The organism is Paenibacillus sp. FSL F4-0087 (assembly GCF_038020215.1).
GTDB lineage: Bacteria > Bacillota > Bacilli > Paenibacillales > Paenibacillaceae > Paenibacillus > Paenibacillus taichungensis.
The window spans coordinates 4,918,700-4,943,845 of record NZ_JBBODJ010000001.1; the positions used below are offsets into that span (position 1 = coordinate 4,918,700).

At 47.0% G+C, this 25,146-nt stretch carries 23 protein-coding genes; 19 read left to right on the forward strand and 4 right to left on the reverse strand.

The window, feature by feature from the left end; genetic code table 11:
• Positions 1-26: 26 nt before the first annotated feature.
• Both MHB84_RS22620 and MHB84_RS22625 read left to right on the forward strand, forming a co-directional pair.
• Entirely contained in the window at positions 27-272 is a 246-nt protein-coding gene (locus MHB84_RS22620; RefSeq protein WP_024631140.1) for an HPr family phosphocarrier protein, read from the forward strand.
• Positions 273-497: 225 nt separating this feature from the next.
• Positions 498-791, forward strand: a complete 294-nt coding sequence (locus tag MHB84_RS22625; protein ID WP_024631139.1) for a YlaN family protein — start codon at positions 498-500, stop codon at positions 789-791.
• Between the two features lie 195 nt (positions 792-986).
• Here the strand turns inward: MHB84_RS22625 and cax are convergent, their stop codons facing one another.
• Entirely contained in the window at positions 987-2,057 is a 1,071-nt protein-coding gene (gene cax, locus MHB84_RS22630; RefSeq protein WP_063565584.1) for a calcium/proton exchanger, read from the reverse strand.
• Positions 2,058-2,240: 183 nt separating this feature from the next.
• Here cax and MHB84_RS22635 point away from each other — a divergent pair, with 183 nt between their 5' ends.
• Positions 2,241-2,603, forward strand: coding sequence for an Asp23/Gls24 family envelope stress response protein (locus tag MHB84_RS22635; protein ID WP_024631137.1), 363 nt, complete (start codon positions 2,241-2,243; stop codon positions 2,601-2,603).
• A gap of 178 nt (positions 2,604-2,781) precedes the next feature.
• On the opposite strand, the gene ftsW is transcribed toward MHB84_RS22635, so the two are convergent.
• The gene (gene ftsW / locus MHB84_RS22640) at positions 2,782-4,068 is read right to left on the reverse strand and encodes a putative lipid II flippase FtsW (RefSeq protein WP_076288218.1); all 1,287 of its coding nucleotides are present in this window, start codon (positions 4,066-4,068) and stop codon (positions 2,782-2,784) included.
• A gap of 13 nt (positions 4,069-4,081) precedes the next feature.
• A complete protein-coding gene (locus MHB84_RS22645) occupies positions 4,082-4,429 on the reverse strand; it encodes a YugN family protein (RefSeq protein WP_053784292.1) in 348 nt (115 codons plus the stop codon).
• A 212-nt stretch (positions 4,430-4,641) separates the two neighbouring features.
• Here MHB84_RS22645 and MHB84_RS22650 point away from each other — a divergent pair, with 212 nt between their 5' ends.
• From MHB84_RS22650 to MHB84_RS22685, 8 genes are all read left to right on the forward strand, one after another.
• Positions 4,642-5,811 (forward strand): M20 family metallopeptidase, encoded by a 1,170-nt coding sequence (locus tag MHB84_RS22650; RefSeq protein WP_076288219.1) that lies wholly within the window; start codon positions 4,642-4,644, stop codon positions 5,809-5,811.
• Between the two features lie 199 nt (positions 5,812-6,010).
• The gene (locus MHB84_RS22655; protein WP_076288220.1) at positions 6,011-7,687 is read left to right on the forward strand and encodes a DNA repair helicase XPB; all 1,677 of its coding nucleotides are present in this window, start codon (positions 6,011-6,013) and stop codon (positions 7,685-7,687) included.
• A 160-nt stretch (positions 7,688-7,847) separates the two neighbouring features.
• Positions 7,848-9,647, forward strand: coding sequence for a helicase-associated domain-containing protein (locus tag MHB84_RS22660; RefSeq protein ID WP_341143065.1), 1,800 nt, complete (start codon positions 7,848-7,850; stop codon positions 9,645-9,647).
• A 141-nt stretch (positions 9,648-9,788) separates the two neighbouring features.
• Positions 9,789-10,226: a YlbF family regulator gene (locus MHB84_RS22665; RefSeq protein ID WP_076288222.1), complete on the forward strand. Its 438-nt coding sequence runs from the start codon at positions 9,789-9,791 to the stop codon at positions 10,224-10,226.
• Between the two features lie 79 nt (positions 10,227-10,305).
• Positions 10,306-10,569, forward strand: coding sequence for a YlbG family protein (locus tag MHB84_RS22670; protein WP_063565591.1), 264 nt, complete (start codon positions 10,306-10,308; stop codon positions 10,567-10,569).
• 216 nt (positions 10,570-10,785) lie between these two features.
• On the forward strand, positions 10,786-11,223 hold the full coding sequence (locus MHB84_RS22675) for a hypothetical protein (protein WP_063565592.1): 438 nt from the start codon (positions 10,786-10,788) through the stop codon (positions 11,221-11,223).
• 131 nt (positions 11,224-11,354) lie between these two features.
• A complete protein-coding gene (locus MHB84_RS22680; protein ID WP_076288223.1) occupies positions 11,355-12,272 on the forward strand; it encodes a selenium metabolism-associated LysR family transcriptional regulator in 918 nt (305 codons plus the stop codon).
• A gap of 63 nt (positions 12,273-12,335) precedes the next feature.
• On the forward strand, positions 12,336-13,196 hold the full coding sequence (locus tag MHB84_RS22685; RefSeq protein ID WP_076288224.1) for a PHP domain-containing protein: 861 nt from the start codon (positions 12,336-12,338) through the stop codon (positions 13,194-13,196).
• 375 nt (positions 13,197-13,571) lie between these two features.
• Here MHB84_RS22685 and MHB84_RS22690 read toward each other — a convergent pair whose 3' ends face one another.
• Entirely contained in the window at positions 13,572-15,338 is a 1,767-nt protein-coding gene (locus MHB84_RS22690) for an Rqc2 family fibronectin-binding protein (RefSeq protein WP_076288225.1), read from the reverse strand.
• A gap of 314 nt (positions 15,339-15,652) precedes the next feature.
• Between MHB84_RS22690 and MHB84_RS22695 the strand changes: the two genes are divergently transcribed.
• The 8 genes from MHB84_RS22695 to coaBC all read left to right on the forward strand — a co-directional run bounded on the left by MHB84_RS22695 (position 15,653) and on the right by coaBC (position 25,145).
• Positions 15,653-18,517 (forward strand): calcium-translocating P-type ATPase, SERCA-type, encoded by a 2,865-nt coding sequence (locus MHB84_RS22695; protein ID WP_076288226.1) that lies wholly within the window; start codon positions 15,653-15,655, stop codon positions 18,515-18,517.
• A gap of 186 nt (positions 18,518-18,703) precedes the next feature.
• Positions 18,704-19,537 (forward strand): diaminopimelate epimerase, encoded by an 834-nt coding sequence (gene dapF / locus MHB84_RS22700; RefSeq protein WP_076288227.1) that lies wholly within the window; start codon positions 18,704-18,706, stop codon positions 19,535-19,537.
• A 176-nt stretch (positions 19,538-19,713) separates the two neighbouring features.
• A complete protein-coding gene (locus MHB84_RS22705; RefSeq protein WP_076288228.1) occupies positions 19,714-21,603 on the forward strand; it encodes a bifunctional homocysteine S-methyltransferase/methylenetetrahydrofolate reductase in 1,890 nt (629 codons plus the stop codon).
• Positions 21,604-21,622: 19 nt separating this feature from the next.
• On the forward strand, positions 21,623-22,522 hold the full coding sequence (locus MHB84_RS22710) for a YicC/YloC family endoribonuclease (protein ID WP_076288229.1): 900 nt from the start codon (positions 21,623-21,625) through the stop codon (positions 22,520-22,522).
• 51 nt (positions 22,523-22,573) lie between these two features.
• Entirely contained in the window at positions 22,574-22,834 is a 261-nt protein-coding gene (gene remA / locus MHB84_RS22715; protein WP_006209218.1) for an extracellular matrix/biofilm regulator RemA, read from the forward strand.
• 13 nt (positions 22,835-22,847) lie between these two features.
• Positions 22,848-23,420: a guanylate kinase gene (gmk, locus tag MHB84_RS22720; RefSeq protein WP_024631121.1), complete on the forward strand. Its 573-nt coding sequence runs from the start codon at positions 22,848-22,850 to the stop codon at positions 23,418-23,420.
• Positions 23,421-23,575: 155 nt separating this feature from the next.
• A complete protein-coding gene (rpoZ, locus tag MHB84_RS22725) occupies positions 23,576-23,791 on the forward strand; it encodes a DNA-directed RNA polymerase subunit omega (RefSeq protein WP_024631120.1) in 216 nt (71 codons plus the stop codon).
• A gap of 118 nt (positions 23,792-23,909) precedes the next feature.
• Positions 23,910-25,145, forward strand: a complete 1,236-nt coding sequence (coaBC, locus tag MHB84_RS22730) for a bifunctional phosphopantothenoylcysteine decarboxylase/phosphopantothenate--cysteine ligase CoaBC (RefSeq protein WP_076288230.1) — start codon at positions 23,910-23,912, stop codon at positions 25,143-25,145.
• The last annotated feature ends 1 nt before the right edge of the window (position 25,146 follow it).

Genomic DNA, 25,146 nt, shown 5'->3' on the forward strand with positions numbered 1-25,146 from the left:
AAAAGTGAAAAGACGGAGGGATTCCTATGTCGAGTAATAACGCAGCGGTAGTGGAAATTGCTCAAACAGCGAGCAAGTTTACTTCTTCAATCGTGCTTCATTCAGAGAACAAGTATATCGATGTAAAAAGTATTCTCGGACTGTTTACAACGCTGATCAGCACGCACAGCTATGAACTGCATGTTCATGGCCCGGATGCAGCTGAAGCCAAAGCAGCTATGTCAGAAGTATTTGCCAAACATGGACTGAATGTAAGTATCGCATCCGAGTAATGGCACTAAGAAGCATCTCTGCCTATTATGGCAGAGGTGCTTTTTTTGCATGAGATAATTCAGGTGTAAGGCAAGACCACCGTAAAATAGGGGGATTAGGCAGGAATAAAGCTCTTCAAGATCTATGGTTATTTTGGTCAGGTTCTTGTATTAGCTCCTGATTTCGTCTAATATTAGAGGTAGAACGTCTTTACGCGATTTTTGGGACATAGGGGGGAAAAATGCATGACTTCATCTGATCTGCAGGACCAGTTGCACTTGAAAGCGATCAGTCTTCTTCAAGAAGATGCAGATAAAATACAGAAGCTTATTGAAGTACAGATGGAGAATCTGGCTACCCGCTACTGCCCTCTCTATGAGGAAGTATTGGATACACAGATGTATGGGTTCTCCAAGGAAGTCGATTTTGCTGTTCGTGCAGGGCTTCTTCCAGAAGGTGCTGGTAAGCAGCTGGTAAGCGCGCTTGAGCGGAATCTGGCGATTTTATATGAAGCTTTGAACAAGAAGAATGAGCAATAGCCTGCAATAGCGTGGGTCAGAATAGAAGGCATGCAGGTGTTTGCATGCTTTTTTTGTGCGCCTGGATCGGAACAGCTCGTCTGATGTGGTTCAGGCAGAGGGAGAAAAGAAAAAAGCAGTCTGGAAATTGCGATTTCCAGGCTGCCTTTTACGCGCTAATTTTTTTGACTATCAATTAGGATGATCGGAGTACTGTTATACCAAGAAGAACGATACACCCAAAATAACATACACAACCATTAGGAGCAGACCTTCGTACCAGTTCGTTGAACCGTCCTGGGTGATGGACTTGGCGATAAATACGGCTACGCCTATGGCGACCAGCTCAATCGTTGTAAATACAATGTCCATCGTTCTGCCAGTGAAGTAACTGACAAAAACAAGTACAGGAGCAACGAAGAGTGCGATTTGCAAACTGCTGCCAACTGCGATCTCCACGGCGGCACCGATTTTGTTTTTCATGGCAAGCATGATGGCTGCACTATGCTCTGCGGCGTTACCGATAATGGCTACGAGGAACGCACCGACGAACAGTTCGCTGAGTCCGAATTGTTCAGTAAACACCTCAAGGGTACCAACGAGCCATTCACTGACGAAGGCAACCATGACAGTCGCAAGAACGAGATAGAGAATTGATTTTTTCTTGGACCACTCGGGTGCATGTTCATGCGGCAATTCTTCATCTTCATCCACTGTGACATCTGCGAGATAGTTCTTGTGTGTAACCATGGAGAATACCAACCACGCTATGTAGGCAAGGATCAGCAAACCTGCGACAATGAGACTGAGTGTGTTCGTATCCTTCTGTGTGATGGAATGGGTATTCAGGAAGACGGCTGGGATAAACAGGGCAATGATGGCTACAATCATCAGGGAGCCATTTAAACCGGCAAGCGATACGTTATAATTCTGAATTTTGAACTTGAGTCCTCCGGCAAAGATACTTAGACCTAGCACCAGCAGCAGGTTACCGATAATGGAGCCTGTCAAACTGGCCTTAACCATGTCGAACAATCCTTCTTTGACGAGGAAAATGGCGATGATCAATTCGGCGGCATTGCCGAATGTAGCATTCAAAAAACCGCCTAACCGCTGTCCAGCATAATGGGCTACATTTTCGGTGGCTTTGCCTAAAAAACCGGCCACAAAAATAACCGAAATGGCTGAAATGACGAATTGCAGAATCGAATCCCATTTCAAGTAGTGGGCGACGGCGCTGAGTGCAAAGGTGGCAATCAGCAAAATGGATGAAATTCGGTTTCTCACAACAAACACCTCGGTAACGTATTATTTTGTTTTAAACGATATGACTAAACACTTATGAGATTATTTTCATATTTCAATATAACCAAATCGTGGTAGGTTGTAAACGCATCTTTTTGAGTTTAATTTGCTTTTTGGGGTGGAAAGGATTTAAAATACGAGTAACGAAGTGAAGGAGGATGTGGCATGGCAGAACAACTTCAACTAGAGGGCGGAAACATCCGGATTGCCGATGACGTAGTGGCGAAAATTGCCGGAATGGCTGCGATGGAGACACCTGGAATTGCCGCAATGTCTGGAGGATTGTCAGAGGGCTGGGCCAAGCGCCTGAGCGGTAAAAACGTACAGAAAGGCGTAGGCGTGGAAGTCGGCCAGCTGGAAGCAGCCATTGATCTGCGCATCATCGTCCTGTACGAGACACCGATTCATGAAGTTTCCCGCATGCTTCAGCAAAATGTAAGAGAAGCGGTAGAGACCATGACCGGGTTACGTGTTGTTGAAGTCAATGTAAAGGTAGAAGGCGTATCTTTCAGAGGCGACGATCTGTAAACTTGAGCAATCCGTGATGGAAGAACAGCGGTATGTTGACCTGGTTCTTCATCTAGATAGACAGAGTGTACCGAGTACACACAAAAAGGCTGCGCACCCCACCGGATGCACAGCCTTTTTGGTGTTGCTTTTTTCTATTGAAGGGGTACATGATTTGTTCCGGTAGGAACAGTCCCATTTACCGAATTCGACGAATGGATTCACGTGAACGAAGTGCGGGAGAGGTACGGGATGTCTGAACCGTCACCGACTTCGTTTTCTCTTCCTTGATGACGTCCAAATTATTGGTACGCGAAATGCTAAGCAGAATTCCCATGGCCACCATCATCACAAAGAGTGAGGTGCCGCCATAACTGATGAACGGAAGGGTAACCCCTGTCACCGGGATGGTCTGGGTCACACCCCCAATGTTGATAAAGGCCTGGATAGCAATTAATCCCATAATACCAATTCCAACCAGCGTCCCAAATGGATCGGGACAGCGAAGGGAGACGATAATGCCTCGCCAGATGAAGTATAGGTAGACCAACAGAAACAGTGCAGTTCCAACAAAGCCAAGCTCTTCCCCAATGACGGAGAAAATAAAGTCATTATAAGCATTTGGCAAATAATGCAGCTTCATCGTACCTTGCCCGATCCCGGAGCCGGTGATGCCTCCATCACCGATGGCAACAAGGGAGCGATAGAGGTTAAGGCTTCCGCCTGTCGTATCGGATAATGGATCAAGGAATGCCTGTATCCGCCCGATTTTGTAGTTCTGTGTAGCTTCCGTAGCTGTAGTGCTATTGGCAGTATCTGAAGAAGACATGGAAGAAAACAGGGCATTCGCTCCGAGTGCTAATGCTGCTCCCAACACTACCAGCAAAATGGAACCCATAATGTGTTTCATACTTGCTCCACCCGCATAAATGACCAATCCGCACGTAGAAACCAGAATGAAGCAGGTACCAAAATCCGGTTGCAGCATAATCAGTCCTGCAATGAACCCGACAATGACCAGCACGGGAATATATCCTGTCCTAAGATCCCTGAACCGTTCTCCTTTTTTGGTGATGAGCGCTGCAAGGTACAAAATAATGGCGATTTTGGCGAATTCTGCAGGTTGAATACTGAATCCGATAATTTCAATCCAGCTTCGGGCACCGTTTACCTTCTTACCTGCAACCAATACAATTAGTAGCAGTACCGTGGTGAGCAAGAAAAATGGTGCATAAAGTTTTTTGTATTTGTTAAATCGGATATTCATGGCAAAAAACATGCCCACTAAACCGATAACCGCCCACATAAGTTGTTTTTTCGTGAAGAACAGGGCATCATTGTTAAAATTTTTGTTTGCAATTGCAATGCTGGAACTGGAGCTGAACACCATCACCAGTCCGAAGCCCACCAACAATAAAGTGAGGATTAGCAGTTGAAAATCCGGCGTGCCTCTCTTCGTTTTCGTTTGGGCCGTTTGTTGTTTCATGGTTCGGCCCAGCCTATGCTTCCAGCAGTTCTTTAAGCTGCTGTAATTTTTGGGCCGCCAGCTTCACGACTGGCTGCGGTACGGTAGAGTCATAATCCAGACCATGTGGAAAGGTTGCTTTTCCAAGATAAACAGCTTCAACTGCGAGAACCGTATCCGGTTTTTCGAGTTTGCCATCTATCGCACGGGTATTAATACGTACAAAGTATTCCGATTTGGTTTGTTCATCTTCAATTTTGTAGTCATATGTAGCACGATAATATTCCCATTGCCACCGGACAAATCCGACTTTCTCGGCGCTCTCATCCAGGTATGCCAAGTCGCTCTTCAAGCCATCCAAGCCTGTATTCTCAAAAATCATAAGCGTCTGATCCTCCTCATAAGCTTCCGAGAGTATAAATCTCGTTCTTTTCTCTATTTTATGATAGTATGTTTCCCCTTCCCGTGCAAGCTTTCAAGCGGTCATTCGTATCGGTTTTCTTCCAATTCTGCTACAATATACAGCAATAGGTTTCAAGAGGAAGGTTCGGGCTTGATGAAAGTCCCGTATAGAGAGCGAAAGGATGGAGAGACATGACAAATAATATATGGTGGAATGACCTGCAAATCCACATGGTAGAATGGCGTCGTCATCTTCATCGGAATCCTGAGGTTTCCTTTCATGAGGAGAAGACATCCTCTTTTGTAGCGGGTATGCTGGAGAGCTTTGGCGTTGAAGTGAAACGGCACGTTGGCGGACACGGGGTTATAGGTAGTCTTCGTGGGGACGAGCCAGGGCCTGTCGTAATGCTTCGTGCAGATATGGATGCACTTCCAATCCAGGACGAGAAGGACGTTGAATATGCATCACAACAAGCAGGAGCCATGCATGCCTGTGGTCATGATGGTCACATATCCATTTTGCTAGGCACGGCATTGTACTTCAGCCGTCATAAACATGAGATCAAGGGTGAGATTCGCTTTTTGTTCCAACCTGCAGAAGAATTGCTTCCAGGTGGGGCTCTCAAGGTCATTGCAGACGGAGGACTGGAAGGGGTAGATGTCATCTATGGTATTCATCTATGGACCCCGCTTCCTGTAGGCGTGGCAGCAAGTACTCCGGGGCCGATGATGGCAGCGGCAGATGACTTTTATATTGAGATCAAAGGAAAAGGTGGACATGGCGGCATGCCGCAATCCACAGTGGACAGCCTCGTGGCAGGTTCCGCCCTAGTAATGCAATTGCAGACGGTTGTCAGTCGCTCAGTAGATCCTTTGCGTCCCGCAGTATTGACAATTGGCACGATGCAGGCAGGGTCAGCACAGAATATCATCGCCGAGTTATGCAAAATGACGGGTACGGTGAGAACCTTTGATGAAGAGACACGCAGTATGATGAAGGAACGTGTGCATACGATCGTGGCTCAGACCGGAGAGATCTATGGTGCTGAGACGAAGTTGAATTATATTATGGGATATCCTCCAGTCGTGAATGATGAGCAGGAAACGGCGCGTTTCTTCAAGGAAGCGGTAGATGTATTTGGTGCAGACCAGGTACAGAAGTCACCGATGTTGATGCCAGCTGAAGATTTCGCTTATTACCTGCAGCAGATTCCTGGCTGCTTTATGTTTGTCGGAGCAGGCAACCCGGAGAAGAATGCCATCTATCCGCATCACCATCCCAAGTTTGACTTTGATGAGGATGCCATGCAAAATGCTGTAAAACTATTTATAGCAATGGCTAAAGGATATACAGCCGAATGATTTGATTATAGTTGGGCATCCTATTCATACCAAGGTATGGGCAGGGTGCTTTTTTTGTTAGGTCTTTATAAAGCTTAAATTAAGGTCGAACTGTTGTATTATACAGGTTCAATTTCGGAAGAAACCGGAACTGGACTTTTTGTGATGCCTGTTATTCAGAAAAACATATAGATCATTTTTAAATTAGGGAGGAAGCGGAATGGAGAAAACGGGCGCCTGTATTGTACAGCGTGATTTTACAGTATTGCTTGAAGTGGGTCATCCCGGATTTGATCAGGCCAGAGCTCAATTAGGGATGTATGCGGAACTGGTGAAGACACCTGCGGCTTTTCATACATATCGTATTACTGCATTATCACTGTGGAATGCGGCTGCACTCGGATGGAGTGCTGATCAAGTGATAGCAAGTCTGGAATCAGTGTCTCGTTGGAATGTTCCTGCGGCCCTGATTCAAGATATTCAGAGAATTATCTATCAATATGGGAAGCTGCAATTGAAGCCAGAGGCAGTTCATGGGAGAATGCGTCTCGTGAGCGAAGACGAACGATTGCTGGATGAATTAAGCAGTATGAAAACCATCTCGGCTTTTCGGATGGAGCGTGTCGATCCCCATGAGCTTTTGCTTGGCGGTGAGCAACGAGGATTGCTGAAACGGGAGTTGACCCGCTTGGGTTATCCAGTGCTGGATTATGCGGGATATCGAGAAGGAACAAGTCTTCCGTTTGAATGGAAAGCGAATACTCAAAGTGACAGTTCGGACAGCTTCCAGTTGCGACCGTACCAACGAGATGCTGTGGATGCTTTTGAAGGTAGCGAAGGCATGGGAGGAAGTGGCCTGCTTGTTCTCCCTTGCGGTGCAGGCAAAACAGTTATTGGGATGGCGGTATTGGAACGTTTGCAATGTGAATGCCTTATCTTGACCTCGAACACCACATCCGTACGGCAATGGATTCAGGAATTGCAGGACAAAACAACGATAACGAGTGAAAAAATTGGTGAGTATTCCGGTCAGAAAAAACAGGTTAAACCTGTAACTGTGGCTACTTATCAAATTCTTACACATCGAAAATCGAAAGATGCTGATTTTACTCATATCAAATTGCTCAGTGAACGTCAGTGGGGGCTCATCATCTATGATGAGGTCCATCTGCTGCCAGCACCTGTATTTCGGGCTACTGCAGATATTCAGGCTACGAGAAGACTGGGATTGACAGCAACATTGGTGCGTGAGGATGGCTGTGAACAGGATGTATTTTCACTAATTGGTCCAAAATTATATGACATGCCATGGAAAGAATTGGAGCAGCAAGGATGGATAGCTAATGTACAGTGCCAGGAGATACGCATCCCGTTTACTCCGGAACTACGATCCAACTATTTAGAAGCAGAGGTGAAGCATCAATTTCGCCTTGCAGCCGAAAATCCGGCCAAATTAGCTGTGATCAGACGGATATTGGACCATCATGAGGGGATGCCAGCGCTTGTCATCGGGCAGTATTTGGATCAGCTCGAGAGCATTGCCCGGGAAATTGAAGCGCCGCTTATATCGGGTACAATGTCCCAACAAGAACGAGTGAAATGGTTTGCAGCGTTCCGACGTGGAGAGATCAAAACAATTGTAGTATCCAAGGTTGCCAATTTTGCCGTAGATCTGCCGGATGCTGCTGTTGCACTTGAAATATCCGGAAGTTTCGGTTCAAGGCAGGAAGAAGCCCAGCGATTGGGTCGGATCTTAAGGCCGAAGTCCGGAGAAAATAAAGCTTATTTCTATGCCTTGGTATCCGAGGACAGTAAGGAACAGGAGTTTGCATTACGTCGTCAGATGTTCCTGGTCGAACAAGGATATGAGTACAAAATCATTCATGAATTGCAATGAAAAAGTGTGTACACCTTTACTTAAAATAATGGGAAAGGCATGATAAGCAATGCATACACAAGGTAATCTGGATGTAAAATCATTAAAAGAGCTTTCATGCGTTGAAAGAACGGTACTCGGTGTGATTTTCTGCAAATTTGCCGGACAACCCTTTTCCAACATGTTGACATCAGCAGAGTGGGCTATGGATGGTCTTAGCAGAGCTGAAGCAGTAACCGCGTTTATAGCGCTTCGGCATAAAGGCTGGATCAAAGCTGTGCGCAAGTCTTGGGGAGAACGCCTGTATTACATACCAGAATCACTACTTTCTTTGTTAACTATTGCCTATGCGGCACGGGTCGAACAGTTCGTTCAGCAGAAAGTGCATGTATTACAGGATGAAATGACACAAGCTAAGTCCATATCCATTAGTGAAGTCCAACACGTGAAGATTGTTCGAGAGGCTAAGCCAGATATTGCTGCAGAGCTTCTGCATGTATTGGCTTGGATGGTAAGAGAAGGTCAAGCCCAAGGAGGACTTCCATTAACAAGTAAGGGAACGATCCACAAGAAAATAGTGCAGCGATTAAGCCGAATGACAGTTCTGGGTCCTGAAGACTTTGCCGAACTAGGTATTCGCTACGATCATGAAGATGTGTACCCGGTCCATGTAGCCCTTGTGATTGATTTGCTGCTCAGTCTGGGTTTGATTGAACAGACGCATAATCGGATGAATGTGTCACCTGACCGTCTTTCTCACTGGTTAACGATGCCGTGGTCTTCAATGCACCGAGAAATTTATAGCATATGCATGGACCGATACGGTATAGCGGAGCCTAAACTTCAGCATTTTCGTCAGCAATTGCTAATGTTTGCTTCACGTAGAAATGAATGGTTGAGTATTCCAGCAGGAACTTTAGACCACGATGGGCAGGAAGATGTAATTGAAAGCAGAGAGAGTGGAGGTTTTTCAAGATTAAACTTCTTAAAACATATCCGGGGTTGGCTCAATGTTCTGGCAGGTTTAGGATATGGGGAGGTGGGTGAGTCAGTAGCAAGAGAGCTTTTTTTTCGCTGGCAGATTGATCCTGAAATCTTACTGAACTTGGCGAATGATGAGGCGGAACATGGGGAAAAGAATACCATTTTTGTACAGCCTGACTTTGAAATTATGGTCCCGCCAGATGTAACCCCCAAGATCCGCTGGAATCTGGACATTGGTGCAGAACTTATGAGTCGTGATCGAATGTCCATATATCGGATTACGAAGGAACGAATCGTTGTAGCATCCAAGATCGGTCTTACAGCGGATGTAATGATAAACTTCCTTAAACGCTATGCTGGCTCGGGAGTACCTGAGCATGTGGAGCTAGCAATCCAGCAGTGGGGACAGGAGGCAGTGAGACCTCACATGGATGCTGGACAGAACGTTGATCAGGATGAAGCAACGGATGAAGTCAAGAAAAAGGATACATGGATATATGAATCGAGAAGTGAATTACTTGAGAAGTTGAACCGCACAGAGTCGGAAGTCATTGCAGATGAATCCATTGTCGGAGCAAATGAGTTCAAAGACGAACTTAAGGTACCGAAGGAACTCTTTTATATTCGTGGAAGAGTTGGGCTCATTCAAGACGACTCCAAACTTCACACGTATGAACAGGATCATTCCATTACGGAACAATCGGGTCTGTATCCCGGATACGAAGAGATCCCGGAGATGTGGCATAATGAGTGGCGAGGGTATCATGTGTCTACCGCTCGTCAGATTGCTGCAAAAGCCATTGAATGGCAGACAAAACTGGGTCTGAAGCTGGACAGCAATATCGTTTATGTTATCCCCGATCAGATTCAGGGTCATGAAGATTGGACACTAACGGGCTGGTACATATCTGATGGTGGAACAGATCCCGCAGAACGTCGTACTTTTTCGCCTAACGAATGGAACCAGATTCGCCTTATTATTCCGAACCATGCATAAACTTGATCGACTTTGCCAAAGCAGATCGCCTGTTCCCTTTATTTCTATTTGCAGGAAAAACTCTTCTTAACTTTTCGGGGATATGATATGATGAAGTAGTCTACGTTAAGTAGAACTTTATATATAGATAGGATGAATTTCATGAGCGTAGCGGAAATGAACACGGTCGATATGGCCCAAGTGTTAACGGGCGCATATGAACTGGGCGACATGATTAACCAATCAGCCGAAGTATCGGATTATTTATATTGGAAGCAGCAAGTGGAGACGAACCCTGAAATTCAGGCGGGAATACGCAAGCTGGACGCCAAAAAGGAACTATTCGAAGAAACCCAGCGTTTTGGGCATTTTCACCCGGACTATCACGCCGCAAAAGATCAGGTTCAGGCTTTAGAGCTTGAATTGGAACATTTCGAGGCGGTAGCCCGCTTCAAACAGGCGGAGAAGGCATTGGACGATATGTTGTTCCAGATGTCGGAGACGATTGCATTCGCCGTGTCAACGACCATTAAGGTACCGAGCAATGATCCGAATCCGAAGGGCGGCTGCGGTAGCGGAGGCAAGTGTGGTTGTAGCTAAGATTTGATCAGAAAAAAATTCATGACAGACCGGACCTTTCCAAGGCTCCGGTCTCCATTATAGAAAGGCGGGGAAAATGATGTTTGCGGAAAGGACAGGATTCATTATTTGGGTCAGTGATTTGAAAGCGGCTCGTAATCTCGAAAAATATGGTACCGTTCATTACATCTCCCGCCGTATGCATTATGTCGTCATGTATGTTAATGCAGAGCGGGCTGAAGATACGATGAAAAATGTGAACAGACTTTCCTATGTGCGCAAGGTCGAACGTTCCTACCGGAATGAGATCAAAACAGAGTATGCTAGCAAAACGATGGACAAAACGAGTTTTTACGGGATATAACAAAATGGTTTGGAAATGTACAGTGAACTTGTTGCCACTGTACATTTCCAAACGATTAACCAGAGGGGCCCTTCGGGGCCGCTCTTTTATTGAATTATGCATAAACTGGATTTTGTGAAAAATACTGAAGTTACGCCTTGAGATTGCGGGACTTATGTTGTAATATATTGGGTAAACAAATAGATAGAAAGTCCTATCTGGTGGAGAGTGATTCCCATGCGTGATAAGGTGATGCAACGTTGGAGCACGTACGAGCCTTTTTTCGTGGCTCTTGGAGACAAAAAAGTGGCCGACATCGTCATTACCAATCATGCCAAGATGCGGTATGCAGACCGTATTGAGCCGGCACGTAATGATGATGACCATATTGCGGCATGGTTGTGGGAGTGTCTGAAGCAGGACCGTATTACACCATACTACCGTAATGAGCAGGATGTTTACCTGATTGACGAAGATCTGGTCGTGGTTGCTGAATTTTCTGAACTTGAAGGGGAATATGATATCGCTGGCAATCCGCTTCATAAGATGATTGTTGTTACGTTTCTGGGAAAAATGTCCGAGACAATTGAACTGCGGGATTTAAAATCGTATTATTCTTGGCTAAGACATTCAAGACGAATGACTCTTGTCAAGAACAGTCGTAAGCATAAGTAAGTTTGGAATAATCCATATTTTCGAATTGATAGATTCAGGTTACATCGCATGCAGACAAGCTGCATGCTTTTTTTGTTGGAATTCATGAAATCGGCTACAATGGGGAAAGCGTACAGAAGAGGGGCGAAGATATGAATTTTCATCAATTGCATATTTTTTATACCGTAGCAGAGAAGGGAAGTTTTTCAGCGGCTGCGCAAGCACTACATATGACACAACCTGCGGTGACGATGCAGATTCAATCGCTTGAGGATTATTTTGGGACCAAGCTGCTGCATCGTTCTACCAAGAAAATAGAATTATCCGAGGCGGGTCGGACATTACTGCCTCACGCCAAACGCAGTGTAGAGTTGGTCAGACAAACAGATGAAGCGATGTCTGCGTTTACACAGATGCTCCAAGGCAGATTGCAGCTCGGGGCAAGTTTGACGATTGGTGAGTATGTGTTGCCACGAATGCTGGGCCCTTTTGCTCGCCAATACCCGGATATTTCGATCGTTATGAAAGTGATGAATACTACGCAAATTATGGACGATATCCTAAAACATCAGCTTAACTTTGGACTGATTGAAGCGCCAGTTCACCACCCGGATATGATTGTAGAGCCGGTCATGCAGGATGAATTGAAGCTGGTTGTCCCGGCAGGACATGCACTGGCAGATCGTGGTGAAGTAGAGCTGGAAGATGTGCTGAGCTACGCATTTGTACTGCGGGAGAAAGGCTCAGGCACCCGTCAGGTGATGGAAGATCAGTTGCAGAAGAGAAATATAGATCCGCAGGACATGAATGTGGTGATGGAACTTGGCAGTACAGGTGCTGTGAAATCCGCCGTGGAAGCGGGTGTGGGTATCACGATGTTATCCCCGTCGTCGGTTCAGCATGAACTAGCTCTTGGACTGGTTCATATCGTGGATATTCGTGGGCTTGAGTTCAAACGACAATTCTATGCTATACATCTGAAATCTTCATTACTTCCCTTATCGGCAGTAGCTTTCCTGAATTATTTACGTCAGCATGAGCAGACAACATCAGAAGGACGAGCGGAATAAGAGGATTATATAATGTGAAAATTCGTTCAGCTAATCATTTGATATAAGAAGGAGCTGTTATTCATGCATCAATCTAACGGACGTTGTGATCTTCATACGCATAGCCAAGCGTCGGACGGAATGCAGCCACCTGCCGAGAATGTAAAGCTTGCCAAACAAAGAGGACTGTCTGCGGTTGCGCTGACGGATCACGATACTGTAGCGGGGGTAGCCGAGGCACAGCGGGCTGGCCGTGAGTATGGAATTGACGTTGTGGCAGGGGTAGAGATAAGTACCCGAGCGGGTGGCAAGGATATTCATGTGCTGGGGTATTATGTGAATACAGAAGATCAGAAATTTCTGGAACGACTGCGCGGGCTTCGAGAAGCGAGGGAAGAACGCAATCATCTGATCATCGCCAAACTGCAGGAGATTGGCCTTGAAATCAGTTGGCAGGAGGTCATTGATGGCCTTGGCCGACCACTGGAACCAGATGAAAGCATCGGTAGACCTCATATGGCCGATGTGTTGGTACGAAAAGGTTATGCAGCTGATATGAGGGATGCGTTCAATCGTTATCTGGCTGAAGGTCAACCGTGCTATGTGTCGGTTCCCCGAGTTGCACCGGAAGATGCATGCCAGTGGATTAAAGATGCAGGTGGTGCTGCTGTTATTGCTCATCCTGGTTTATACGCAGACGATGAATTGGTTCGTCGTATTCTGGTGGACGCCCAACCTGACGGTATTGAAGTGGTTCATTCGGATCATGGACCAGAAGAGGAGCTCAGATATGCGGAGTTGGCACGGGAATTTGGGCTCATTCAAACAGGTGGTTCAGATTACCATGGTGTAAGACAAGGGGTAGTATTCCACGGGGATCTAGGTAGCAAAACGGTAACCATTGATGTACTCGATAAACTCCGGGCTGCAGCCGGGAAGTCTTGATTCGGAAACTCTCTTCATTTGTTGCATGAGACTGGGGGAGAAGAGATCGGTTGTCATCGTGCTAAAATTGAATATGAAATAAAGAAGGACATAGAGATGGGGTGAGTGTTAGTCGCTAGCCATGTCTTTATGTCCTTTTTGATTGCATATAATTAGGCTAGGTGATGGAATAATTCGCCCATGTGCCGCGAGCAGCTCCAAGACGTTCAAATAACTGCTGTGCCCGCTCGTTGGTTGCTGCTGTGATCCAGGACATGTAAGCACATCCAATCACTAGTTTAAGTCCATGGTTATTTGAGAAACAAAGAAAATCCCCCCGAACAGTCTATTGTTCTGGGGGATTTTACGTTGTCTTACAGGATTGAAGCAAACATCTTATCCATTTTTGATCGTGGATGGCAAACTTTTAACCAGCTCTTCGTTCGGCGTCACAAACAGGGTCTTCTGGTGGTCATAAATGACAAATCCTGGTTTGGAGCCACTTGGTTTGCGGACATGTCGGATAAAGGTGTAATCCACCGGAACGCTGCTGGATTCTTTGGCCTGACTGAAGTAAGCCGCGAGTTGTGCAGCTTCCTCCAGAGTTGCTTCGCCAAAGTCAGTGCTGCGAATGACGACATGTGAACCAGGGATGTCTTTGGTGTGCAACCAAGTGTCATTGGAAGAAGCCAGACGGTTGGTGACGTACTCATTTTGCAGATTGTTTTTACCTACGAGAAGTTCAATTCCCTCTGAAGAAGTAAACTGATGCACGGTAGGGCGGTCGTTTTTCTTTTTCTTTTTGCCTTTTTTGTTGCGGTCACGAAGATAACCCTGTTGCACAAGCTCATCGCGAATTTCCTCTATGTCGTTCATGGATGCGATAGACAGTTGCTGCAGCAGATTGTCGAGATAGTCAATCTCGTCTTTCGTTTTTCCAAGTTGCTCATGAATAACAGCCAGACTGTTCTTGTATTTGTTATATCGTTTGAAATAACGTTGAGCGTTGTCAGACGGTGTAAGTAATGGGTCAAGCTGAATAGTAATGTTCGCTTGATCTTCATCATAGAAGTTCACAAGCTCCACACTTTTGTCCCCTTTACTAACCTGATGCAGGGAGGCAAACAGCAGCTCACCCCATAATCTGAATTTATCCGCATCGTCAGCTTCCAGCAGATCCTTGTTCAGGTTGTCGAGCTTTTTGATGTTTTTGCTGCGCTCATTTTGCAGAAAACGAAGCAGATCGCTCACTCTTTGCTTGACAGTGTCCCGCTCGGCCTTGTCTCCGTAATAATCCTCCATACACTTGCTCATCGTGTCATAGGTTTTCTCTGCGTCCTGAATGCTCTGAAGCTGAACGGCCGAGAAAATCATTTTGCCTTTGGCGTTCAGCCCGGTCACAGGTGTATAACTATTATCTCTTACTGGTCCCATGACGGACTCAAAAGCAGTCCAAAGTGCATCGGCTTCGATTCGAACCTCACCTTCACTTGCAGCCTGATCGTCACCTTTAATAGCAGAAACCCGAGAGGTAATCTCCCCTGCAATCAGGGGACTAAGACCGCTGAATGAATTTACCAGCCAGCGAGAAGCTTCTTCTTCAGCAGCAGTGTAGCTATCTTGGAATTCAGTGCTGCTCACTTCCAGTGGATTGCTTTTATGCTGCTCTGGTGGTTCGGTGTACGAAAATCCAGGCATAATGACCCGGTAACTACTGATGGACGGGGTTACGTGATGAATTCCATCCAGAATCGTTCCTGTTATCGGATCGACCAAAACAATATTACTGTGACGCCCCATCAGTTCAATGATGATCCGTTTGACTGAAACATCACCCAGTTCATCGCGTTGACGCACGTCAATATGAATAATCCGCTCCATGCCAATCTGACAGATCTCCTCGATGATCGCTCCCTCACAGTGTTTGCGCAGCAGCATGCAAAACATTGGAGCTTCAGTAGGGTTAATAAACGTCTTTTCGGTAAAATGCACACGCGGATAAGTCGGGCTAGCCGAAATAAGCAATTTGCTATTTCCACGCTGAGCACGGAGGGTCAGTACAACATCGTGCCCGTTAGGTTGATGTATTTTGCTGATGCGTCCGCCCTTGCAGCCTTGCAGTTCATGTACGATTGCTCGTGTTACGATGCCGTCCAATGCCATTTTTTTCAACGTCCTCTCTATCTATAACTGAAATGAACACCGGGATATGTAAAAAAGAACCCGTTGCAGATTCGTATTCGTTTGCATAGCAAAAACTCGGATTGCAACTGCGTGTATGACCGCTGACCTTTATTTTAGCTTATTCTGCCCATCAGGGAAAGGATTCGCCATCGGGTGCTAATTAGGGTCCTGTCCGAATACATATAGAGCAGGTAGTTTGTCCGGCATCGCGTACAACCTGTTGATTAGCATAGCCGGTGAAGTAGGTGTGACGTTTTACAGAGGAAATACAGACTGGGAGGGAATTTTGAAGCATGGAACATACCAAGTGGCACCAACTAAGCGTTGAAGAGCTTCGTAACACTCTTGGCGTCAGTCTTGAGGAAGGGTTAACCGAAGAAACTGCAACAGAAAAGAGGAAGGCCGCCGGTTCGAATGAGCTGAGCGAAGGAAAGCGCATATCTCCAATTACATTATTGCTTAATCAATTTAAGGACTTCATGGTTCTGGTGTTGATGGGGGCCACACTGGTGTCCGGATTGCTTGGAGAATACTTGGATGCTGTAACGATTGTTGCCATCATCGTCCTTAATGCCATTCTTGGATTCGTACAAGAATTCCGGGCGGAGCGTTCCCTTCGTGCATTGAAACAATTGTCGGCTCCACTGGCCAAAGTGTTAAGGTCGGGTCAGGAAGCTCATCTTGCAGCCAAACTTCTGGTGCCAGGGGATATCGTGCTTGTGGAGAGTGGTGATCGTATTCCTGCCGATGTGCGCTGGCTGTCCACAAATAGCCTCGATGTGGAGGAATCTGCGCTCACTGGTGAATCAGTTCCTGTAAGCAAACATTGCCGTCCCATAGCAGCGGATGACGTACCGCTAGGAGATCAGAAGAACATTGGATTCATGGGGACGATGGTCACTCGCGGTACAGCCAAGGGCGTTGTGATCCGGACAGGCATGGATACCGAGATGGGCAAAATCGCCGACCTGATCCAGAATACGGAGGAACAGGAAACACCGCTGCAACACAGGCTGGAACAGCTGGGTAAAATTTTGATTTTTGTGGCGCTCGGATTAACAGTCATGGTTGTTGTTGCAGGAATTCTGCATGGACAACCGGCAGTAGGCATGTTTCTGGCAGGGGTCAGTCTTGCAGTTGCCGCCATACCAGAGGGTTTACCAGCGATTGTAACGATTGCGCTTGCCCTGGGTGTACAGCGTATGATCAAGCGAAAAGCGATTGTGCGCAAGCTTCCTTCCGTCGAAACCCTTGGTTGTGCCTCGGTCATCTGTTCGGATAAAACGGGCACGTTGACCCAGAACAAGATGACGGTTACGGACGTGTGGCTGGAGGGACGCAGCATCAAGGTCACCGGGGATGGTTATGCACCGGAAGGACAGATGCTGGAGAATGGTCGTACCTTGGAACTGAAGAGTGACCAGACATTGCGGAGAATGCTTCAGATCAGCGCACTATGTAACAATGCCAGTATTATCGAGAGTGTTGCAGATGAGATGCGGAATAAAAAGAAAGGCAAAGAGACAAATAAGGATAGTAAGAAAGAAGCGAAGAAAAGTACAAAGAAAGATCATGTTAATGAAACGGTCAAGGAAGACAGCGTGGTATGGGAGCTGAAAGGCGACCCTACGGAAGGGGCACTCGTAACACTGGCCTCCAAAATGGGGCTTACCCCAGCTGGTCTCAAAGAGTTATATGCACGTGAGCAGGAATTTCCGTTCGATTCTGATCGGAAGCGGATGTCCGTTCTGGTTCATCATCAGGGTGGGCGCACGATCTACACTAAAGGTGCACCGGATGTGCTGATTGGGCAATGCAGTTACATTTTGTGGGAAGGCAATGTTGTACCTTTCACAGGAACGCTGCGGCAGAAAGTCATGGCGGCGAACGAGAATATGGCGGGTTCTGCACTGCGGGTTCTCGGGATGGCTTACCGCGATGTACGGCCAGATGAAAAAGTAGAGAATGAACATGCTGCCGAGAGCCAACTCGTCTTTGTCGGGCTTGCAGGCATGATTGATCCACCGCGGCGTGAGGCACGGGATGCAATTGCGACTTGTCGCAGAGCAGGCATACGTACCGTTATGATTACCGGTGATCATGGCACAACCGCAGAGGCTATCGCCCAGCAGTTGGGTATCCTTCCACGAGGTGGGGCTTCACTTAGCGGCCAGCAATTGGCGGGCATGACGGACGAGCAACTGGATAAACAGGTGGAGGGCATTTACGTGTTCTCACGAGTATCACCTGAGCACAAACTGCGGATTGTAAAATCATTGCAGCGCAAAGGACATGTCGTAGCGATGACTGGAGATGGCGTGAACGACGCACCAGCCATTAAAGCAGCAGACATCGGTATTGCGATGGGAATTACCGGCACGGATGTGACGAAGGAAGCATCGGCGTTAATTCTGAGTGACGATAATTTCTCTACTATAGTAGCTGCAATTGAAGAAGGACGTAATATTTATGAGAACATCCGCAAGTTTATCCGGTATTTGCTGGCATCCAATGTTGGCGAGATTTTAACGATGTTTTTCGCGATGATGATGGGATTACCTTTGCCACTCGTGCCGATCCAGATTCTGTGGGTCAACCTGGTGACGGATGGATTGCCAGCAATGGCGCTCGGTGTGGATCAGCCGGAAAAAGATCTGATGGAACATAAGCCTCGTGGTTCCAAAGAAAATATTTTTGCCAGACGACTGGGCTGGAAAATTGTCAGTCGGGGTGTTTTGATCGGGCTTTGTACACTTGGGGCCTTCTGGCTTACCCTACAGGCGGCGCCAGATCAACCAGGTCAGCTCATTAAAGCTCAATCTGTTGCCTTTGCTACGCTCGTTTTGGCACAGCTCATTCATGTATTTGACTGCCGTAGTTCCCGTTCCATTTTCCACCGGAATCCATTGCAGAATAAATATTTGGTGTTTGCAGTCATTTCATCTATCGTGCTAATGCTGGCGGTCATGTATGTAGAGCCGTTGCAGCCTATCTTCAAAACCGTACCCCTGGGTATGCGTGAATGGGCCATTTCCATCGTTGCCGCAGGTATTCCAACCTTCCTTATGGGAGTGGGCAGTGTGTGGGGAGGTCGTCGCAACCGTCGCCGCATGGGCCCTGGGCGCTTCGTACCGAAAAGTACAAAGTTTTCGGCATAAAATCAATAGCAATTGCTTATCGTTTTCGTTATGCTATCCTCAAAATGATTCGAGGCGAGATTCCTCGGCATTTTGCAGGATAGCTTTTTTTATTGGGAATGTTGGATATGAATATCCAGGGTATCCTGTAGAGAGAAGCAAGAATAACGCTTTGGCAGCAGACTGCCAAAAGGAGTGGGCAAGGTTATGGAATTTACAAAAATGCACGGACTCGGCAACGATTTTATTGTTGTGTTTGGAGAACAACAGCTTCCGGCTGATGCCGCAGAATTGGCTGTAAAATGGTGCAACCGTTTCTTCGGCATCGGCGCCGATGGCCTGGTTTATATACTGCCTTCAGAGAAGGCGGATTTTCAGATGCGCATCATGAACTCGGACGGCTCGGAAGCAGAGCAATGTGGCAATGCCATACGCTGTGTATCAAAATATGTATATGATCACGGCCATGTGACCCAAGAACAGATTACGATAGAAACCATCGGTGCGGGTGTACAACCAGTAAGCTTGAACATTCGTGATGGTAAAGTGGAAACCGTTCGTGTGGATATGGGAGAGCCTATCCTGAATGGACTTCAGGTTCCAACCACCGTGGATGCCAATCCGGTGGTGGATCATTCCATCGAAGCAAATGGACAGGAGTTCAAATTTACGGCAGTCTCCATGGGTAATCCTCATGCAGTCATTTATGTGGATGATGCTGTGAATTTTGATCTCTCGACATGGGGGCCACTACTTGAGGTTCATCCCATGTTCCCGAAAAAAATCAATGTAGAGTTCGCAACGGTTCGCGATCGCGGCTATGTGGACATGCGTGTGTGGGAACGCGGTGCTGGACCAACACTTGCCTGTGGAACCGGAGCATGCGCAACACTAGTATCATCCGTTCTGAACGGACATACGGATCGCACAGCGGTGATCAGCCTCAAGGGTGGCGATCTTCATATTGAGTGGAACGAAGCCGACAACCACGTGTACATGACCGGACCTGCTGAAGTTGTTTTCAAGGGAGTCACTTCGTAAAAAATACGTTTAAATGAGGAGGCCTTAGGGCCTCTTTTTTTGCAGTTATATGAATTCCTACTAGTCCAGAGGGTTATAGAAACTGAATTTCACGAAAAACCTGTGTTTTTCTTCGTTTTCAGATGTTTTTTGTGGTACATTAGTATGAAATGATCAGTCAGGCGGGGGGAAAAGGGATGAAGGCGGATTTACGCAGTGTAATGCAGGAACGGGTCCTCATAGGGGATGGGGCGATGGGAACTTTCCTGTATCAGATGGGATTCCCGGTAGGGATTTCTTATGAAGAGTTGAACTTGATATCACCTGAAGTGGTGGCAGATGTGCATCGTCGTTACCGCGATGCAGGTACGGAAATTCATGAAACCAATACGTACTCTGCCAATTACGATAAGTTGTCCAAGTTTGGTCTGGAGTCCAAGGTCGAGGATGTCAACCGTGCCGGTGTGCGTATCGCCAAAGAAGTAGCTGGCGCAAACGGTTATGTTCTTGGCGCGGTTGGCTCCATTCGTGGAGGAAAGCGGACGAACGTATCAACAAGTGAATTGAAGCGTTTCTATCAGCAACAGATTTTTGCACTGCTCGATGAAGGAGTCGACGGTATTCTGCTCGAAACCTTCTATGATATCGAGGAGATGGATATCGCCCTCCTGCAGGCTCGCAAGCTGAGTGATCTGCCCGTGATTGGACAGTTCGCTGTTGAGGATGTAGGGCACACACTGGATGGATATACGATGCCAGAAGCTTTCCGAATCATGCGTGAGCAAGGGGCAGACGTCATTGGTTTTAACTGCCGTTCCGGTCCAAACGGAATTATGCGGGCGATGGAGACGGTATCAGGCCGTATCGGTGTCCCAATGTCTGTTTATCCGAATGCGGGTGCAGCGGATTACGTCGATGGTCAGTTCCGTTATGGAGCGTCCCCGGAATACTTCGGACAGACGGCAGTGCAATTCGCTGATCTGGGTGCACGTATCATCGGAGGTTGCTGTGGTACGACACCTGATCATATCGCGGCAATTGCCCAGGCTCTTGTTGAGTACACACCTGTTCCAATACTGGAACCTGACCCATCCGAGTCGAAACCGCGTATTATCCTGCATGAGAATGTAGATGAACGGTCTGGACGGGGTGGGCAGCCTACGATTGTGGATCTAGTCAAACAACGCCATACGGTCATCGTCGAACTTGACCCACCACGTGATCTCGACATTGCAAAGTTTATGAAAGGTGCCGAGACATTGAAAGCTGCTGGTGCTGATGCGTTAACATTGGCTGATAATTCCCTAGCGGTTACCCGGATGAGTAATATGGCTCTCGGCCATCTTGTTCAGGATCGTACAGGTTTGCGCCCACTGGTGCATATTGCATGTCGTGACCGGAATCTGATCGGGACACAATCGCACATGATGGGATTTGATGCTCTAGGCATTAATCATGTACTCGCTGTAACAGGTGACCCTGCACGATTTGGAGACTTGCCCGGATCAAGCTCGGTATATGATCTAACTTCTTTTGAAATTATACGTATGATCAAGCAGTTGAACGACGGCGTATCCTTCTCCGGTAAACCGCTCAAGCAGAAGGCGGGATTTGTTATCGGTGCCGCATTTAACCCGAATGTGAAACATCTGGATAAGGCTGTACAGCGGCTTGAGAAAAAGATTGCTTCCGGAGCCGATTATATTATGACGCAGCCGATATACGATCCTGAACTAATCGTAGCCATGCATGAAGCGACCAAGCATCTGGAAGTGCCGATCTTTGTAGGGGTAATGCCCTTAGCCAGCGGACGAAATGCCGAATATCTGCATAATGAGGTTCCGGGTATTCAGCTGTCGGATGAAGTGCGTTCCCGGATGGCTGGTCTTGAAGGCGAAGAAGGTCGAGCGATGGGTGTGAAGATCGCCAAGGAGCTTCTGGATGTAGCAACAAAACATTTCAAAGGAATCTATTTAATGACTCCATTTATGTTCTATAGTATGACGGCCGAACTGACCCAATATGTGTGGGAGAAGTCGGAGCATCAATGTCCTACTTGTTTCAACCCTAATAATCAATTACAATAGTGTAACGGATGTGATGCCGATGTCATTCAGTATGACCGGATACGGTCAATCCGCCTTTCATTTTGGAGGCTATAAGGTACAATTGGAAATCAAGTCTGTCAATCATCGTTATTGCGAAGTGATGATGCGTCTCCCAAGAGAATGGACGTGTTATGAAGACGGATTGAGGAAAAAGGTACAGAGCCGCTTAAAACGTGGGCGGATTGATGTTTATGTAATGAAAGAAAAAGATGAAGACCAGGCTCTTCCCGCTGTTCTGAATGAGCAGGCGGTCAGGGCCTATCTTCAGGCCGCAGAGCAATTGGAGAGCCGCTATGGTATGCAGGGCAAACCGAGTATTATGGATATGCTGGCACTTCCAGATGTCATGGTTCATTCGGATGGGACGAGTTCGCTTCCGGAAGAGCAGAAAGACGAATGGGAGCGTGTCCTGCAGCAGGGGTTGGAAGAGGCTTTATCCGGTCTGGAGCAGATGCGCGCCCGCGAGGGTCTTCATCTGGCCAGTGATCTGGAACGACGTGTCAGTCGTCTGGAATCACTGCATACCGAGATGCTTGCTCTTGCGCCGACTGTGGTGAGTGATCATCGCAACAAGTTAAGACAAAGGCTTACGGAAATGCAGGAAGAAGGCTCTTTCCCTTTTGACGAGCATAAGTTGGGTATGGAAATTGCTATGTTTGCCGATCGTTCTAACATAGAGGAAGAGCTTACGCGTCTACTGAGTCACTTTGGACAGAGCAGGGAACTGCTGAAAAGTGATGAGCCAGTAGGCCGCAAGTTGGACTTTCTTATTCAGGAGATGAATAGGGAAGTCAATACGATTGGATCAAAAGCCAACCATTTGGCTCTGGTGAACCGTGTTGTCGAGATGAAGGCGGAACTGGAGAAAATTCGTGAGCAAGCGGCGAATATCGAATGAACGGTCATATTTCGGCAAAAGAGTCGCATGTATAGGGGGAAGAACCTGATTATGGCAATCAAACTCATTAACATTGGATTCGGTAACATCGTATCGGCGAACCGGATTATATCCATCGTGAGTCCGGAATCGGCGCCGATCAAGAGAATTATACAAGAGGCAAGAGACCGTCATATGCTGATAGACGCAACGTACGGAAGACGTACTCGCGCCGTGATTATTACGGATAGCGATCATGTCATCCTGTCTGCGGTTCAGCCAGAAACGGTCGCCCATCGTCTTTCTTCGAAAGATGATGACAACGACGAATAAAATGGAGTGTAATATGTCTAAGGGATTACTGGTAGTGTTGTCCGGCCCATCAGGGGTCGGGAAGGGTACAGTATGCAGCGCTTTGCGCAAACGGGTGCCGGAATTGATTTATTCTGTATCGGCAACGACTCGTCAGCCACGTCTGGGTGAGGAACATGGCGTCAATTATTTCTTTAGAAGCCATGAAGAATTCCTGAACATGATTGCTGAAGATCAATTGTTGGAACACGCAGAATATGTAGGGAATTATTACGGAACACCGCGTGATTTTGTGGAGAAAACGATTAACGAGGGCCGGGACATCATTCTTGAGATTGAAGTTCAAGGCGCGTTGAAAGTGAAAGAAAAGTTCCCGGAAGGGATCTTTGTATTTCTGTTGCCTCCTTCATTGGACGAGCTTAAAGATCGCATTCAGGGCCGTGGTACGGAAAGTCAGGCGACGATTGATCATCGGATGTCCGTCGCGGTAGATGAGATCAGTCTGCTGGAGCAGTACGATTACGCTGTCGTTAATGATGAAATTGATTTGGCGTGTAAACGAATAGAAAGCATCATTATCGCCGAACATTGTAAGATCAATAAATAATCCATTTGCCGCCGTAAAATGCGATAATCAGTTGAGCTGCTGTCATAGTATATATGTAGAGCAGCTCCAGTCTGGTTAGTGTATCCAGCGGTGCACCATGATTCCGTCAGGCGGCGAATTGTGATTATACTAATGCAAAGAGGTGTTTTGTAAATATGCTGTATCCTTCTATTGATGAAATGATGAACAAAGTCGACAGCAAGTATTCCCTTGTTGTTGCCGCTTCCCGCCGGGCAAGACAGCTTCGTGAAGGTGAGAAAACGGATTTGAGAAATGCCAGATCCCATAAACAGGTTGGCGTTGCACTTGAAGAAATTTATGGTGATCTGCTCGTTGTCATCAAAGGACAGGACGAAGAGGAAGAAGAGTAAGCCGCCTGCGGCTGCTCTTCAACTGCATACGGCGCAAGCCGGATTTATTTGACAACCGCGAGGTTGTTATTTTTTTCTCTATTCATCATTATAAACGTCGTATATCGGGGGGATAACCATGTTGAACGGTAAAAAAATCGTGCTTGGTGTGACTGGCGGCATAGCCGCATACAAAGCGGCTACATTATGCAGCAGGCTGGTGCAAAAAGGAGCGGACGTTCATGTCATTATGACGAATTCCGCGAAACAGTTTATTACCGAATTAACGCTGCAAACCTTGACCCGAAATGTGGTATATAGTGATACATTTGATGAGCGGGAGCCTTCGGTCGTCTCGCATATCCATCTGGCTGATATGGCCGATCTTGTTTTGGTTGCTCCGGCAACAGCCAATGTGATTGCCAAAATGGCACATGGGATGGCTGATGATATGCTCTCTACAACCTTGCTTGCAACCACTGCACCAGTGATGATTGCGCCAGCGATGAATGTACATATGTATGATCATCCGGCTGTGCAGCATAATATGTGCCTGTTAACGGAGCGCGGAACTATGATGATTGAACCGGGTGAAGGTCAGCTGGCGTGCGGGTATGTGGGCAAAGGACGTTTGGAAGAACCAGAGACAATTGTCGATGTGGTGGAACGATTTTTTGAACAGCAGGAGTCTGCCAAACGGGAACGTAACGAACAGCTTTCCTTGTTGAGCGGGAAGAAGGTTGTGGTCACTGCAGGAGGTACCATTGAACGCATTGATCCGGTGAGATATATTACCAATGATTCCTCTGGAAAAATGGGTTTTGCCATTGCAGCGACAGCGCGTGATCTGGGGGCAGATGTGACTTTGGTTATGGGGAATACCCAGGTTCAGCCGCCAGCCAATGTAAAGGTGATCCCGGTACAGTCTGCGCAGGATATGTATGATGCGGTAGCAGGTGAGTGGGATGATGCAGATATCGTGGTTAAGGCCGCGGCTGTTGCGGATTATCGCCCCAAGGAAGTGTACACGGAGAAAATCAAGAAGAAAGGCGATACATTATCGCTTGAACTTATTAAAAATATAGATATTCTTGAAACGCTGGGCAAGCAGAAGAGCCATCAATTTTTGATTGGTTTTGCTGCGGAGACAAATTCATTAGAAATGTATGCACGTGAGAAACTGGAACGGAAAAACTGTGATCTGATCGTAGCCAATGATGTCACCCAGACGGGTGCTGGATTTGGAACAGATACCAACGCGGTGCACATCTATGACCGTGAAGGTTTGGTGGAAGAGCTTCAGGTGGTGGCCAAGGAAGAGGTGGCCCGCCGGTTGCTTTCGATTGCGGCGGAGCGCATTGCCGGGAGGAATTAAT

Bases quoted from the DNA above. Each gene is read 5' to 3' on its own strand.
- MHB84_RS22660 (WP_341143065.1), top strand. From the start codon at position 7,848: ATGTTGACATCAGCAGAGTGGGCTATGGATGGTCTTAGCAGAGCTGAA.
- remA (WP_006209218.1), top strand. From the start codon at position 22,574: ATGGCAATCAAACTCATTAACATTGGATTCGGTAACATCGTATCGGCG.
- dapF (WP_076288227.1), top strand. From the start codon at position 18,704: ATGGAATTTACAAAAATGCACGGACTCGGCAACGATTTTATTGTTGTG.
- gmk (WP_024631121.1), top strand. From the start codon at position 22,848: ATGTCTAAGGGATTACTGGTAGTGTTGTCCGGCCCATCAGGGGTCGGG.
- MHB84_RS22685 (WP_076288224.1), top strand. From the start codon at position 12,336: ATGCATCAATCTAACGGACGTTGTGATCTTCATACGCATAGCCAAGCG.
- MHB84_RS22705 (WP_076288228.1), top strand. From the start codon at position 19,714: ATGAAGGCGGATTTACGCAGTGTAATGCAGGAACGGGTCCTCATAGGG.
- coaBC (WP_076288230.1), top strand. From the start codon at position 23,910: ATGTTGAACGGTAAAAAAATCGTGCTTGGTGTGACTGGCGGCATAGCC.
- MHB84_RS22645 (WP_053784292.1), bottom strand. From the start codon at position 4,429: ATGATTTTTGAGAATACAGGCTTGGATGGCTTGAAGAGCGACTTGGCA.
- MHB84_RS22635 (WP_024631137.1), top strand. From the start codon at position 2,241: ATGGCAGAACAACTTCAACTAGAGGGCGGAAACATCCGGATTGCCGAT.
- rpoZ (WP_024631120.1), top strand. From the start codon at position 23,576: ATGCTGTATCCTTCTATTGATGAAATGATGAACAAAGTCGACAGCAAG.
- MHB84_RS22690 (WP_076288225.1), bottom strand. From the start codon at position 15,338: ATGGCATTGGACGGCATCGTAACACGAGCAATCGTACATGAACTGCAA.
- MHB84_RS22620 (WP_024631140.1), top strand. From the start codon at position 27: ATGTCGAGTAATAACGCAGCGGTAGTGGAAATTGCTCAAACAGCGAGC.
- MHB84_RS22670 (WP_063565591.1), top strand. From the start codon at position 10,306: ATGTTTGCGGAAAGGACAGGATTCATTATTTGGGTCAGTGATTTGAAA.
- MHB84_RS22650 (WP_076288219.1), top strand. From the start codon at position 4,642: ATGACAAATAATATATGGTGGAATGACCTGCAAATCCACATGGTAGAA.
- MHB84_RS22655 (WP_076288220.1), top strand. From the start codon at position 6,011: ATGGAGAAAACGGGCGCCTGTATTGTACAGCGTGATTTTACAGTATTG.
- MHB84_RS22695 (WP_076288226.1), top strand. From the start codon at position 15,653: ATGGAACATACCAAGTGGCACCAACTAAGCGTTGAAGAGCTTCGTAAC.
- MHB84_RS22680 (WP_076288223.1), top strand. From the start codon at position 11,355: ATGAATTTTCATCAATTGCATATTTTTTATACCGTAGCAGAGAAGGGA.
- MHB84_RS22675 (WP_063565592.1), top strand. From the start codon at position 10,786: ATGCGTGATAAGGTGATGCAACGTTGGAGCACGTACGAGCCTTTTTTC.
- ftsW (WP_076288218.1), bottom strand. From the start codon at position 4,068: ATGAAACAACAAACGGCCCAAACGAAAACGAAGAGAGGCACGCCGGAT.
- MHB84_RS22665 (WP_076288222.1), top strand. From the start codon at position 9,789: ATGAGCGTAGCGGAAATGAACACGGTCGATATGGCCCAAGTGTTAACG.
- MHB84_RS22625 (WP_024631139.1), top strand. From the start codon at position 498: ATGACTTCATCTGATCTGCAGGACCAGTTGCACTTGAAAGCGATCAGT.
- MHB84_RS22710 (WP_076288229.1), top strand. From the start codon at position 21,623: ATGTCATTCAGTATGACCGGATACGGTCAATCCGCCTTTCATTTTGGA.